Genomic DNA, 13,040 nt, shown 5'->3' with positions numbered 1-13,040 from the left:
CTTGAAGTATGCCTAAAATAGTGAATCATCAAGAAAGAAAAGCGAGTATCGCGAAAGCCACGTGGAATGTAATTGCTAGGGATGGACTTAGAGGTGCTACAGTACGTTCAATAGCAAAGGAGGCAAATTTATCATTAGGTGCTGTTCGTTACTATTTTAACACGCATGAGGAATTAATCGTATTTGCGATGGAGTTAGTAGAGCAGCAAGTAAATGAGCGTATTGCCCAGCATTTACAAAAGCCACTACCGATTAAGCAAATTATTGTAGCAGCACTTTTGGAGCTCGTGCCAATATCTGAACAACATATTATTGAAATGCAAGTTTGGCTAGAGTTTGTCTCATATAAGGTGCGCAGTGGAGAACCAACAGAAGAACATATATTGAGTGGTATTGAAAAGATATTTGCCTATTTACAACATGAAAATTTACTGCAAGATGGACTAGTAGTGCACGATGAAATTGTCCATCTACATGCATTTATTGATGGACTTGCCCTGCATGTTTTAATGGGCTTAGTGCCAATGGATAAAGTGCGACTTCAATATTTAATTGAAAAAGAAATAGATAAAGTATTAAAATTATAAATCAAATCAAGTGGTTTGCCCATCTAGTGTTAATCTAGATGGGCAATTGCTTTTAGTATGTCTTCGCTAACGGCATCCCAAAATTGACGTTGTACGGAGTCGCAATACGTATAAAGGTGTTTCCTTTGCACATGCTCATAAATTTCCTCTATTGCTTCCTTGTGGAAAGATAGACGATGATTCAATGTTTGACGTTCTTCCTCGATACACAATAACTTATAAATATCCGTCAGACGTTCAAGCTTTGCACACTTCTGTTTCGTATCCTCATATTGAACTTGATGAAACCTTCCTATGGCCGTATGCATTGAGATTTTTTCTCGATGTTCTGCTTGCAATGTTCGATATTCTTCTTGCCGAATAGCTACACGATACCAAAATTCATAACGCATAGGTAAATCTCGTATTTCGTAAGTAAGCAAAGTATTTAAAATACTGCTCATTTGTTCATATGTATCTAGCTTTTTCTCTGTCTCTTTAAATAGTCCAAACATTTTGCCACCCCCTGTTTTGATTAATACTACAGCGTATGATAAAAACCCTTTAATATTTCTTGGGAAATAACATAACGTTGATAAAACGGGGTGTATCACCGTTCAATTGGGTGGAATTTAGGATAGAATACCCTCGAATAAGGCATTATATTAATCATTTTTGTAAAAATGCAAAAAAAGGCATTTACAAAAGGAAAAATAATGTGTTAACTTAAAAACTATAGTTGGTTAACTTAAAAGAGGGGGAGGTACAGTTGCAACACTTTTGGGTTGTTGGAACAGATACAGATGTTGGAAAAACATTTGTCACCACATTATTAATGCGTAATTTGCAAAAACAGGGCATACGAGTAACGCCTTATAAACCAGTGCAAACTGGTGAAGTATATGATGGCAAACAAGCCTATTACTTCGACACAGCGATGTATGAAAAATATTCCTTGCAATTGCTAGACAGAGAGAATTTAAATGGTTATTCATTTAAAGAAGCAGCATCGCCACATTTTGCGGCTCAACTGGAGGGGCAGCAAATTGACACACAGCAGTTATTAAAGCAGATGCAGCATTTACAGCAAACTTGGGATGTTGTTATTTGTGAAGGAGCAGGTGGGCTCTTTGTACCATTAGATGCATGTGGCGAAACGACGCTGTTGGATGTCATTGTTGAAAGTAAACTCCCTGTTGTCGTGGTTACACGAACAGCGCTAGGAACAATTAACCACACGCTCTTAACGTTAGAAGCATTGACTACACGGCAAATTGAAGTGCTTGGTCTTGTATTTAACGGTGATATGGGGAGCAGGATGGAGCAAGACAATATTCAAACTATTTTACAATATTACACATTGCCCTATATGACGATACCAAAGCTGGAAGAGCTGTCGGACATTAGTGCGTATGCAATTACGGGCACATCATTGTTTGAAAGGCTGATTAGACGTGAAACAAGTATTAACTAAGCTACAAGAAAAAGATTTACAACATGTCTGGCATCCTTGCTCCCAAATGAAAGATTATGAGGCTTTTCCACCAATCGTTATTAAAAAAGGCGAGGGTGTATGGTTGTATGATGAACATAATCAACGCTATCTTGATGCGGTATCTTCATGGTGGGTCAATTTATTTGGACATGCTAATCCACGTATTAGCCAAGCATTAAGTGAACAAGCATTTACGTTGGAGCATACAATTTTTGCGAATTTTTCACATGAGCCAGCGATTAAACTCGCGCAAAAATTAGTAGCTTTAACACCACAAAGTTTACAAAAAGTATTTTTTGCAGATAATGGCTCATCTGCTATAGAAGTCGCTTTAAAAATGAGTTTTCAATATCATATGCAAACGGGGAAAACGCACAAAAAACGCTTTTTGGCATTAACGGATGCCTATCATGGTGAAACATTAGGTGCTTTATCTGTCGGTGGGGTAGATCTTTATAACGAAGTGTATCAACCACTGTTACTAGATACGGTACGAGCACAAGGCCCAGATTGTTTCCGTTGTCCATTTAAGCATCATCCGGATAGTTGCCATGCCCAATGTATTAGTTTTGTAGAAGATCAGTTGCGCATGCATCATCAGGAACTTACGGCGGTTATTATTGAGCCACTAATTCAAGCGGCAGCAGGGATGAAAATGTATCCAGCTATTTATTTGCGACGTTTACGTGAACTATGTACGCAATATGATGTTCATCTAATTGCAGACGAAATTGCTGTAGGGTTTGGACGAACAGGTACACTTTTTGCCTGTGAGCAAGCTAATATCTCTCCGGATTTTATGTGTTTATCAAAAGGTTTAACAGGTGGGTATTTACCACTGTCTGTCGTAATGACGACGAATGAAGTATATCAGGCATTTTATGATGATTATGCCACGATGAAGGCGTTTTTACATTCACATAGTTACACAGGGAATACACTTGCCTGCCGTGTAGCTCTAGAGGTATTGGCGATATTTGAAGAGGAACAGTATGTAGATGTTGTGCAAGACAAAGGCGAACGCATGCGAAAGCTAGCGTTAGAGGCTTTTGCTGAGTTACCCTTTGTTGGTGAATATCGGCAAGTTGGGTTTGTTGGGGCGATTGAACTAGTGGCGAATCGTGATACGAAAGAGCCATTACCGAGTGAGGAGCGCATTGGCTATCAAATATACAAAAGAGCTTTAGCAAAAGGGTTACTTATTCGTCCACTTGGGAATGTTTTGTATTTCATGCCACCATATATTATAACGGACGACGAAATGCAATTTATGATTCAAACAACAAAAGATACAATTGTGCAATTTTTTGAAGAGCGGGAGGGATGAGGGCATGTTGAAACGACAGTCAACGTTATCACTTGTGATGATTGCGATGTTTGCTGCATTAACAGCCGTTGGTGCCTTTATTAAAATTCCATTACCGCTCGTGCCGTTTACATTACAAATTGTCTTTGTCTTTTTAGCGGGCTGCTTACTCGGTGGTCGCAATGGATTTCAAAGTCAGCTAGTTTACATAGGAATAGGTTTAGTTGGCTTGCCAGTTTTTACACAAGGAGGAGGCATTACATATGTATTGCAGCCGACTTTTGGTTACTTAATAGGATTTGCTCTTGCTGCATTAGTAATCGGCTATATGATTGATCGAGTAGAATCACCAACGAAAAAACATTTTATTGTTGCCAATATTATAGGGCTTATTATTATTTATGCAGTCGCAGTACCTTATTTATATGTAGCATTAAATCTATGGTTAAACATGAAATCAAGTTGGTCTCATGTATTTTTAGTAGGCTTTGTCAATAGTATTGTTGCAGACTTTTGCTTAGCAATTGCTTCTGCCCTTTTAGCTGAACGCCTATACAAAGTATTTCGTTCCGCTAGAGCTATAAAACTTGTGCAAATTGAAAAGGAGAATGTTTAGTGAATTGGTTACAATTAGCAGATGAAGTGATTGCAGGCAAGGTAATTAGCGATGATGAGGCACTTGCCATTTTAAATAGTGATGATGATGATATTTTAAAGCTAATGGACGGCGCATTTGCCATTCGTAAGCACTATTACGGTAAAAAAGTAAAGTTAAATATGATTATGAATGCTAAAAGTGGGTATTGTCCTGAGGATTGTGGCTATTGCTCGCAGTCATCTAAATCGACCGCTCCTATTGAGAAATATCCGTTCATTACAAAAGAGGAAATATTGGCGGGGGCAAAGCGTGCGTTTGAAAATAAAATTGGTACGTATTGCATCGTCGCAAGCGGACGTGGGCCGACTCGTAAAGATGTCAATGTAGTGAGTGAGGCCGTTGAAGAAATTAAAGCAAAGTATGGCTTAAAAGTTTGCGCTTGCCTAGGTTTACTAAAAGAAGAACAAGCACAACAATTAAAAGAAGCGGGTGTTGATCGCTACAATCATAACTTAAATACATCAGAGCGACATCATTCCTATATTACGACGACGCACACATATGAGGATCGTGTTAATACCGTTGAGGTCGTAAAGAAACATGGTATTTCCCCATGCTCTGGAGCCATAATTGGCATGAAAGAAACGAAAATGGATGTCGTGGAAATTGCACGTGCATTACATCAGTTGGACGCGGATTCAATTCCAGTTAACTTCTTACATGCAATTGATGGGACAAAACTTGAAGGAACACAGGACTTAAATCCTCGCTATTGCTTAAAAGTATTAGCGCTATTCCGCTATATGAATCCTTCGAAGGAAATTAGAATTTCGGGTGGTCGCGAAGTCAATTTAGGATTCCTTCAGCCATTTGGAATGTATGCAGCAAATAGTATTTTTGTTGGGGATTACTTGACTACTGAAGGACAAGAAGCGAATAGCGATTATCGTATGCTTGAAGATTTGGGCTTTGAAATCGAGCTGACACAAAAGCAAGAAGAAGCATTTTGTTCTTAATTCAAACAATCATTATGAAATAAAATCTACTACTACACAATATGATTACCTAAAACCGTTTGAGCGTCGTGGAAAAGGCGCACAGACGGTTTTTTTATTGGTCAATATGAAGCGAAGGATGGTAAAAATGGTTCCGATTATATACCTATAAAATGATGGTTTTCACAAAATGTTCAATGAAAGCGTTTTGAAATTGAACAGTTTGTGAAGGGCTTCACATAAAGCTTTATTTTTGAAAAAAAGAGCGTAAAATGAAAATTAGCAAGAGTTGTTATAAGACAGTTTGTTCTTTGTATCACATGTTAGGTGATTGTTATATTACAAAAATAATAGGTAAGGGAGAGGTTAAGATGTGGGTTATTACAGTTTTTGAGAAAAAAAATGTGCGTATTTTTGAATATACGAACAAAAATGAGGCAACAGCCGCATTAGCCAAATTTAAGAAAAATGCCGTATTAACATATACAAAATAGTTTCGTTATAAATCTAACAAACCCCCTCATCGTACAATATAACGTACAATGAGGGGGTTTTTAGTGAAAAAGTATGGAAAAAGCACTGTAAACTAATAAAATTGCCATAACAATATTAAATGGTTGTCGATACTGTAAAAGTACTTTTCGAAAAGTGGAGCCAAATAGAGCCCAGCTAAATGTACTGATAATCCCGACAAACCCTAAAAACAATGCAAACAAAATGTAACTCCTATAGGAAGTGTAATACGGCAAAATATAGGTAGCAACGACCGTGATGCCAAACAAAATTCCTTTTGGATTGATGAACTGGAGGAAGGCTCCAAGTAGCAAAAGGTTTCGTTTATGCTCCTCAAGATGGTTAGTATCCGAATCTTCATGGTCTTTCATTGTCGCAATTTTGAAAGCTAAATACAACATATAGCCTACCCCTAAAATCGTAAGTGGCAATGTAATAATGGGCATAATTTGACTAAGAACTACATTAAAAAAACTACTTAAAGCGGTTATTGTAAAGAAACCCATGCCAACACCGAGACAAAATTGCATAGTTTTTTTCAAACCATATTGGTTGGCATAGGCCATTGCCATGATGTTGTTCGGTCCTGGTGTAAAGCTTGTAATGATTACGAATACTAAAAAGGATATGTAAGGCATTTTAGACCTCCTTGTTATTTGTATGTTATAATGTCTGAAATAAACAATATAACGTCCTACTTTTTATTATACTTTATGGTCGTTATATTGTACATTTTTTAAGGGGTGCTTGTTTTGGAGGAAATTCATTTAATTTTCGCAAGAAATTTAAAAGCTATTCGAGAAAGAGAAAAACTTAGTTTAGAGAAAGTGTCTCAGCTCTGTGGCGTTAGTAAAACGATGATTGGGCAAATTGAAAGAGGAGAGTCTAGTCCAACGCTTACAACTATTTGGAAAATCGCAACAGGTTTAAAGGTTTCCTTTACGGCTCTTATCCATCAACCACAGTCGGAAACAGAAGTCGTGCTGAAAAAGGATATACAAGTATTATCAGAAGATAATGGGAAATATAGAGTGTATCCAAATTTTCCATTTCAAGAAGATAGTCGTTTTGAAATCTATACAATCGAGATTGATCAAGGTGGTCAATTAAGCGCTGAAGGTCATAAAGAAGGCACAGAAGAATTTATTACCGTTTTTGCAGGAGAATTAATGATTCGGGTCAATGACCATAACTACACATTAAAAAGTGGTGATTCCATCCGATTTAAAGCTGACAGACCGCATGACTATCGTAATGCAGGTGATACATTAACGAAGTTAGGCATGACCATCTATTATCCGCATGAAAGATAAAAAATCGTATGAGCGCTTATGGATAGCGTTCATACGATTTTTACATTATAAAATACTGCCTAAACGCTTAATGCCTTCACGAATAATTTCTGGCGTTGCATTTGTATAGTTCAGACGCATCGTGTTAACACCTGTTTTAGATGTATAGAAAGGATCGCCAGGAACGAAAGCGACTTTTTGTTCCATTGCTTTGTTAAAGACATCCAATGCTGCAGCACCGTTATTCATTGTCGCCCAAATGAACATGCCACCTTCTGGACGAGTGTATTCAACGTGCGCTGGGAAAAATTCCTGCATCGCATCTAGCATTGCATCAGATTGATTTTTATACAAAGTAATAATTTTTTTTACGTGCTCTGTATAATCATTATTTGCTAAGTAATCGTAAATCACATATTGAGAGAAAATGTTTGTGTGAAGGTCAGTCGCTTGCTTTGCTGTTTCAATATGTTTCATTAGCTCTTTGTTTTTTGTAATAATAAAGCCAAGGCGCATACCTGGTGTAACTGTTTTAGAGAAAGAACCTAGTAAAATACTATTTTCGAGTTTTCCGGCACCGATATAAGGAAGTGGTTCACCTTGGAAGCGTAATTCTCCATATGGATCATCTTCGATTAATGCTACATCGTATTTAGCAATTATGTCATATATTTGTTGACGTTTTTCTTTTGAATACGTAAGACCCGTTGGATTTTGGAAGTTAGGTACTGTATAGATGAATTTCACGTTTGGCTGCTGTAAAGCATTCTCTAATTCTTCTAAATTAAGGCCATCGTTTTCAAGGGTTACACCATAGAAATTAGGCTCACTTAATGTGAATGCTTGAATCGCGCCTAAATAGCCTGGTTCCTCAATGACAATGCCATCCCCTTTATTAATAAGTACTTTACCAATCAGTTCAAGTGCTTGCTGTGAACCAGTTGTAATCAATATATCATCTGCGCTAATATCTAACCCATGAACTCGCTTGTATTTAGCTGCGATGTATTCACGTAAAGGTGCATAGCCTTGTGTAGATGAATATTGGAATAATCGACTGCCATTTTCACTAATCGCATGGTCAACAGATGCTTTTAATGCATCGATTGGGAAAGAGATGGGGTTTGGTAGCCCGCCTGCAAAGGAAATGACATCCTCGGCATCCGTTACTTTCAAAATATTACGGATGAATGAAGATGGTGTGTTTAAGATTCTTTCAGAATATTGCATAATTTTATCGGTCCCTTTTTCTGATTTTTTAAAAATTATAGCATTGTAATCATTTGCATACAATATTATGATTGTATGCAAGACAATTATATATTGTATGCAAAGCCAAAAGGAAGGGGTTAGAGCATGCCATTTAACTCATTTGATGAATACCCTATGAGCTGGAAGCCCAATATAAGCAATATTTCAGCGCCAATTTATATCGCAATTGCTGAGCAGTTAGAACAGGATATTAAGGAAGGCGTTTTATTGCCAGGGACCAAGTTGCCACCGCAACGCGAACTGGCTGATTTTTTAGATGTCAATTTAAGTACAATTACACGAGCGTTTAAGCTGTGCGGACAAAAGGGACTAATTTATGCCTCAATCGGGAGTGGTACATTTGTTTCTTCTGATGCAGCGGCAAATAAAATTTTATTACCGACAAGCAATGCTGCTCATTTGATTGAATTAGGTTCGGTTTTACCAGATGCCTATGCGAATGAAGAAATAACACGTTATATGAAGAAAATGCTCAATGATTCTAATGTCAGCAAATTATTTCAATATGGTCGACCAGAAGGGAATGCATGGCAAACTGAAGCAGCAGCAAAACTTTTAGAAAAAGTTGGATTTCAAACGGATCAACCAATATTGCTTGGTGCAGGAGGTCAAAATGCAATTGTCGGCACATTAGCCGCTTTATTTCATCCAGGTGATCGTATTGGAACAGATCCCATTACATATGCAGGAATCAAAACGGCGGCTAATATGCTTGGTATTCAACTAGTAGCCATTCAGCAAAAAAATGGAGAGATGACAAAAGAAGGTTTATTGTATGCTTGTAAAAATGAACATATTAAAGGTCTTTATGTGATTCCAGATTTTCATAATCCTACGACCCATACAATGTCTGTTGAAACAAGAAAAATGATAGCAGAAGTGGCAAGGCAAAAAGGGTTGATCGTGATAGAGGACGCCATTTATAGCTTCTTGAAGGAGCAGCCATTAGCACCAATCGCCTTTTATGCACCGGAAAAGGTAGTGTATATTGCCAGCGTGTCCAAAACGATATCACCTGGTTTAAGGTTATCCTTTATTGTGACGCCTAGTGCATTAAGAAAGAAAATTATTGAAACACTATATAATATCAATATTTCGGTATCACCTGTAATGGTGGAGCTTACAGCAAGACTAATTCAAGATGGTGTTGCGCAAACGATATTAGAGAAACATCGCTTATATGCTAAACAACAAAATGCGCTGGTGAATCAGTATTTAGGGGAATACAATATTTTAGGTGATGCTGAGTGCATGTTTAGATGGCTTCTATTGCCTAAAAAATTTACTGGCGTACAGTTTGAATTACTTGCCGCGAAAGCGGGCGTCCAAGTCTATGCAGCAGAACGTTTTGCAGTAGGCAATGCCAAACCAGTAAATGCTGTACGATTGGCAATTACGGCACCAGAAAATAGCACACAGCTTGAGCAAGCCTTAACGGTATTAAAGGAATTGCTTGAAAGTGATGGTGACTACGCGTTTGTAGATTAAAAGTGAATGAGTGGAAGGGAAAAGTGTTAGATTGCATGCAATCTAACACTTTTTTACTGTTGAGCGTAACAGCGGGGTTTCGCAAAGGTTTACCCGCGATTCAGAGACATTTACCCGCGTTTTCCAAAGGTTTACCCGCGATTCAGAGACATTTACCCGCGTTTCGCAAAGGTTTACCCGCGATTCAGAGACATTTACCGGCGTTTCGCAAAGGTTTATCCGCGAATGAGAGACATTTACCCACGTTTCGTAAAGGTTTACCCGCGAATGAGAGACATTTACCCGCGTTTCTCAAAAGTTTACCCGCGCTCCAAATATTCTGTAAATTTTCACAAAAACAAATTGCATTTTAAATCAGTTTAGTGCATATTTATAACATATTAATTTTTTAGAAGAAGGAGAAATCTATGAAAATATATAGTGCTACAACAGCTGATGTTATGCCTGTTTATGAATTAATCAAAATTTACGCAGATAAAGAGATTGTATTACCTCGTTCCTTATTATCAATTTATCAACAGTTACAGTGTTTGTATGTTGTAAAGGATAATCATAAGGTTGTTGGGGTAGCAGGATTACATGTATTAGGGCAAGATTTAGCAGAAGTTCGTTCCTTAGTTGTAGATCCAGATTACCAACAAAAAGGAATCGGTCGAATGTTAGTGGAACATATCATTCAGGAAAGTCCCAAATTAGGGGTGGAAAGATTAATATCTTTAACTTATCAAGTAAAGTTTTTTTCAAAACTTGGATTTCAAATTGTCAAAAGAGATGATTTGCCAGAAAAGGTTTGGACGGATTGCGTGAATTGCCCCAAAATTAATAATTGCGATGAAGTAGCGATGGTTAAATATTTGGAAATTGCAGACTAAAAGTTGAAAAGGAGGAAAAGGCAATGCAAGAACTAGGGAAAAAAGAAAGTGATATGCAAACATTGATGCCGAAAGGATTTTATACTTGTGTGAAGAACCTCGGTATTAAAGATGATACGCTAGACTTCACGGTTATTATGTCTTCTACTGTAGCAAATGCAGCTGCTATGTTTACACAAAGTAGATTTTGTGGTGCGCCTATCCCTATCGGAAAGCAAAATGTAGCGAATGGTAAATTACAATGTTTTGTCATTAATAGTAAAAATGCGAACGTAGCAACAGGAGAAGAAGGGATTCGTAATGTTCAAGAAATTGTCAACTTGGTCGCACACGAGTTAGCAATTGCACCTGAAAATATTTTACCTTCTTCAACTGGTGTAATTGGGCATCAATTACCGATGGATAAAATAAGAAATGGAATCATCAATATTAAAGAACAGTTAGTAGAAGGAGGCTTAGAAAAATCAGCACAAGCAATTATGACGACTGATACTTATCCAAAATGTAAAATATGCAAAGTCGGTAATGCAACATTAGTTGGTATTGCAAAAGGTTCTGGTATGATAGAACCGAATATGGCTACGATGTTATCCTACTTTGTAACAGATGCAGAAATTCCCGCCACGACTTTACAAACAATTTTTAAAGAAGCCGTGAATCATTCATTTAACATGGTCAGTGTTGATACCGATACGAGTACAAGTGACACAGTAGCCATTATGGCGAATGGATTAGCGGGGAAAGTGGATATCAAGCAATTTACTGAAACGTTAAATAACATGAGCATTGAATTGGCAAAAGAAATTGCCCGTGATGGGGAAGGCGCTACAAAATTAGTTGAAGTCACTGTCAATGAGTCATCGAGCTTTGCACAAGCAAAAAAAGTGGCTAAAAGTATTGTGAATTCGCCACTCGTGAAAACTGCTATTTTTGGAAAAGATGCCAATTGGGGACGTATTGCTATGGCGATAGGTAAATGTGAAGATGAAGTTGAACTAAATCCTGAAAACATCTCAATCTATTTTGGTGAAACGTTAATTTATCAAGGAAAACCAATCGATTCCGTCGATTTATCTGTTATCCAAGATTATCTTGAGAATTCTGAGATCCAGATTAAAGTATCGCTCGGCTTAGGCAATGAAGAAGCTACTGTATGGGGTTGTGATTTGTCCTATGACTATGTGAAAATTAATGGTTCCTATACAACATAAAATAACAGTGCAGCTATTGTGCAATCATTGTACATTACCTGTACTTTTTTTTGCCGCAAAAAAAGCAAGTCGGTGAAAAAAGGAACAAAAGTTCTTATATGTGATAAACTATAGATAAAGTTTAAGTTGAAGGATTAGCATGACGAAGAAACGATACATTCTTTCTTTGTAGATAATAATTAATGAGGTGAAAGAAAATGCATAAAGGAAGAATTATTTTACATATTGACCTGAATTGCTTTTATGCCTCTGTGGAACAAATTTACGATCCCTCATTAAAAGGAAAACCAATCGCTATTGCAGGTAATCCAAAAGAGCGAAGAGGTATCGTGATTACATGTAGCTATGAAGCTAGAAAAAGTGGTGTTTATACAACGATGAACGTCGGTGAGGCAAGAAGAAAATGTGCTGATTTAATTGTCCTTCCACCAAATTTTGAGCGATATCGAGCAGCTTCTAAAGCATTTTTTAACTTATTAAAAGAATATAGTGAAATTCTTCAACCAGTTTCTATTGATGAAGGGTATATGCAACTGCCTATGATAGAAGGGCAAAATGTAATGGAACTTATACAAAGCATACAAGATCGCATTTGGAACGAATTACAATTACCTTGTTCAATAGGTGTTGCACCTAACAAGTTTTTAGCGAAAATGGCAAGCGATATGAAAAAACCGATGGGAATTACCATATTACGTAAGCGTGATGTGCCATCTATACTGTGGCCATTGAATGTCATAGAAATGCATGGAGTTGGGAAAAGTACAGCAGAGAAGTTGAAAAAGTTAGGCATACAAACAATTGGAGAATTAGCTGTGGCGGATGAACGGCTATTAAAGCAACAATTTGGCATCAATGGTTTTCGCATGAAACAGAAGGCGAATGGTGAGGATGATCGACCTGTTGATCCCGAAGCAATATATGATACGAAAAGTTTAGGGAACTCGACAACACTTTCGCACGATACGACCGATAGAAATGAATTATATAAACTAATTACTACACTTTCTGAAAAGGTAGCAGATCGTTTAAATGCTAAAAAATTGGCTGGCGTCACGGTGAGTATTTTAATTCGTACAGCTAATTGGAAAACCTATACGCGCAGTAAATCGGTTAACAATGCAATTTATTTAAAAGAGGATATTATTGAACATGCATGGAGCCTTTTTCAAAAACATTGGAATGAGGAGCCTGTCCGATTATTAGGCGTAACCATTTCAAATGTCAGCAATATGAAAGAAATGACACAGCAATTAACATTTTTTAATTTTGAAGAGCATGTCAAAGAGGAGCCGATTTTAAAGGTAGTAGATGAGATGGAAGAACGATTTGGCAAAGGCATCATTAAACGAGGAGCAGATATTGCTAAACGATCATCTTTTCAATCACAGACAAGCTTTAGTAAAGATTTTTTAGATGATCTTAAATAAGG

The 13,040-nt window shown here is 37.3% G+C and carries 14 protein-coding genes; 11 read left to right on the top strand and 3 right to left on the bottom strand.

The window, feature by feature from the left end; translation table 11 throughout:
• The first annotated feature begins 20 nt into the window (after positions 1–20).
• The gene (locus tag MKY08_RS13175; RefSeq protein WP_176723228.1) at positions 21–587 is read left to right on the top strand and encodes a TetR family transcriptional regulator C-terminal domain-containing protein; all 567 of its coding nucleotides are present in this window, start codon (positions 21–23) and stop codon (positions 585–587) included.
• Between the two features lie 29 nt (positions 588–616).
• On the opposite strand, the gene MKY08_RS13170 is transcribed toward MKY08_RS13175, so the two are convergent.
• A complete protein-coding gene (locus MKY08_RS13170) occupies positions 617–1,081 on the bottom strand; it encodes a hypothetical protein (protein ID WP_069513119.1) in 465 nt (154 codons plus the stop codon).
• Between the two features lie 254 nt (positions 1,082–1,335).
• On the opposite strand from MKY08_RS13170, the gene bioD reads away from it, so the two are divergent.
• The 5 genes from bioD to MKY08_RS13145 all read left to right on the top strand — a co-directional run bounded on the left by bioD (position 1,336) and on the right by MKY08_RS13145 (position 5,454).
• Positions 1,336–2,040 carry a dethiobiotin synthase gene (gene bioD / locus MKY08_RS13165; RefSeq protein WP_069513120.1) on the top strand — a complete coding sequence of 235 codons (705 nt, stop codon included), beginning with the start codon at positions 1,336–1,338 and terminating at the stop codon, positions 2,038–2,040.
• Positions 2,021–3,388 (top strand): adenosylmethionine--8-amino-7-oxononanoate transaminase, encoded by a 1,368-nt coding sequence (gene bioA, locus MKY08_RS13160; RefSeq protein ID WP_081328028.1) that lies wholly within the window; start codon positions 2,021–2,023, stop codon positions 3,386–3,388. The genes bioD and bioA overlap by 20 nt, the downstream gene beginning before the upstream one ends.
• 4 nt (positions 3,389–3,392) lie before the next feature.
• On the top strand, positions 3,393–3,983 hold the full coding sequence (locus tag MKY08_RS13155; protein WP_069513121.1) for a biotin transporter BioY: 591 nt from the start codon (positions 3,393–3,395) through the stop codon (positions 3,981–3,983).
• Positions 3,983–4,981: a biotin synthase BioB gene (gene bioB / locus MKY08_RS13150; RefSeq protein WP_069513122.1), complete on the top strand. Its 999-nt coding sequence runs from the start codon at positions 3,983–3,985 to the stop codon at positions 4,979–4,981. The genes MKY08_RS13155 and bioB overlap by 1 nt, the downstream gene beginning before the upstream one ends.
• 350 nt (positions 4,982–5,331) lie before the next feature.
• Entirely contained in the window at positions 5,332–5,454 is a 123-nt protein-coding gene (locus MKY08_RS13145) for a hypothetical protein (protein WP_255313762.1), read from the top strand.
• A 60-nt stretch (positions 5,455–5,514) separates the two neighbouring features.
• Here MKY08_RS13145 and MKY08_RS13140 read toward each other — a convergent pair whose 3' ends face one another.
• Positions 5,515–6,111, bottom strand: coding sequence for a LysE family transporter (locus MKY08_RS13140; protein WP_069513123.1), 597 nt, complete (start codon positions 6,109–6,111; stop codon positions 5,515–5,517).
• A gap of 114 nt (positions 6,112–6,225) precedes the next feature.
• Between MKY08_RS13140 and MKY08_RS13135 the strand changes: the two genes are divergently transcribed.
• Positions 6,226–6,786 carry a helix-turn-helix domain-containing protein gene (locus tag MKY08_RS13135; protein WP_069513124.1) on the top strand — a complete coding sequence of 187 codons (561 nt, stop codon included), beginning with the start codon at positions 6,226–6,228 and terminating at the stop codon, positions 6,784–6,786.
• 45 nt (positions 6,787–6,831) lie between these two features.
• On the opposite strand, the gene MKY08_RS13130 is transcribed toward MKY08_RS13135, so the two are convergent.
• Positions 6,832–7,995, bottom strand: a complete 1,164-nt coding sequence (locus MKY08_RS13130; RefSeq protein ID WP_069513125.1) for a PLP-dependent aminotransferase family protein — start codon at positions 7,993–7,995, stop codon at positions 6,832–6,834.
• A gap of 126 nt (positions 7,996–8,121) precedes the next feature.
• On the opposite strand from MKY08_RS13130, the gene MKY08_RS13125 reads away from it, so the two are divergent.
• From MKY08_RS13125 to MKY08_RS13110, 4 genes are all read left to right on the top strand, one after another.
• Positions 8,122–9,525: a PLP-dependent aminotransferase family protein gene (locus tag MKY08_RS13125; protein ID WP_069513126.1), complete on the top strand. Its 1,404-nt coding sequence runs from the start codon at positions 8,122–8,124 to the stop codon at positions 9,523–9,525.
• Between the two features lie 407 nt (positions 9,526–9,932).
• A complete protein-coding gene (locus MKY08_RS13120; protein WP_069513128.1) occupies positions 9,933–10,397 on the top strand; it encodes an N-acetyltransferase in 465 nt (154 codons plus the stop codon).
• 23 nt (positions 10,398–10,420) lie between these two features.
• Positions 10,421–11,608 carry a bifunctional glutamate N-acetyltransferase/amino-acid acetyltransferase ArgJ gene (gene argJ, locus MKY08_RS13115; RefSeq protein WP_069513129.1) on the top strand — a complete coding sequence of 396 codons (1,188 nt, stop codon included), beginning with the start codon at positions 10,421–10,423 and terminating at the stop codon, positions 11,606–11,608.
• Between the two features lie 197 nt (positions 11,609–11,805).
• Complete coding sequence (locus MKY08_RS13110) at positions 11,806–13,038, top strand: DNA polymerase IV (RefSeq protein ID WP_069513130.1); 1,233 nt, start codon at positions 11,806–11,808, stop codon at positions 13,036–13,038.
• The last annotated feature ends 2 nt before the right edge of the window (positions 13,039–13,040 follow it).

Origin of the sequence: Lysinibacillus sp. FSL M8-0337, assembly GCF_038593855.1 — a bacterium.
GTDB classification, from domain to species: Bacteria; Bacillota; Bacilli; order Bacillales_A; family Planococcaceae; genus Lysinibacillus; species Lysinibacillus sphaericus_D.
The sequence above is the reverse complement of the archived record's forward strand: the minus strand, read 5'-3'. Positions and strand labels throughout refer to the sequence as shown.

Bases quoted from the DNA above. Each gene is read 5' to 3' on its own strand.
- MKY08_RS13140 (WP_069513123.1), bottom strand. From the start codon at position 6,111: ATGCCTTACATATCCTTTTTAGTATTCGTAATCATTACAAGCTTTACA.
- MKY08_RS13120 (WP_069513128.1), top strand. From the start codon at position 9,933: ATGAAAATATATAGTGCTACAACAGCTGATGTTATGCCTGTTTATGAA.
- MKY08_RS13170 (WP_069513119.1), bottom strand. From the start codon at position 1,081: ATGTTTGGACTATTTAAAGAGACAGAGAAAAAGCTAGATACATATGAA.
- MKY08_RS13155 (WP_069513121.1), top strand. From the start codon at position 3,393: ATGTTGAAACGACAGTCAACGTTATCACTTGTGATGATTGCGATGTTT.
- MKY08_RS13125 (WP_069513126.1), top strand. From the start codon at position 8,122: ATGCCATTTAACTCATTTGATGAATACCCTATGAGCTGGAAGCCCAAT.
- MKY08_RS13110 (WP_069513130.1), top strand. From the start codon at position 11,806: ATGCATAAAGGAAGAATTATTTTACATATTGACCTGAATTGCTTTTAT.
- MKY08_RS13145 (WP_255313762.1), top strand. From the start codon at position 5,332: ATGTGGGTTATTACAGTTTTTGAGAAAAAAAATGTGCGTATTTTTGAA.
- argJ (WP_069513129.1), top strand. From the start codon at position 10,421: ATGCAAGAACTAGGGAAAAAAGAAAGTGATATGCAAACATTGATGCCG.
- MKY08_RS13130 (WP_069513125.1), bottom strand. From the start codon at position 7,995: ATGCAATATTCTGAAAGAATCTTAAACACACCATCTTCATTCATCCGT.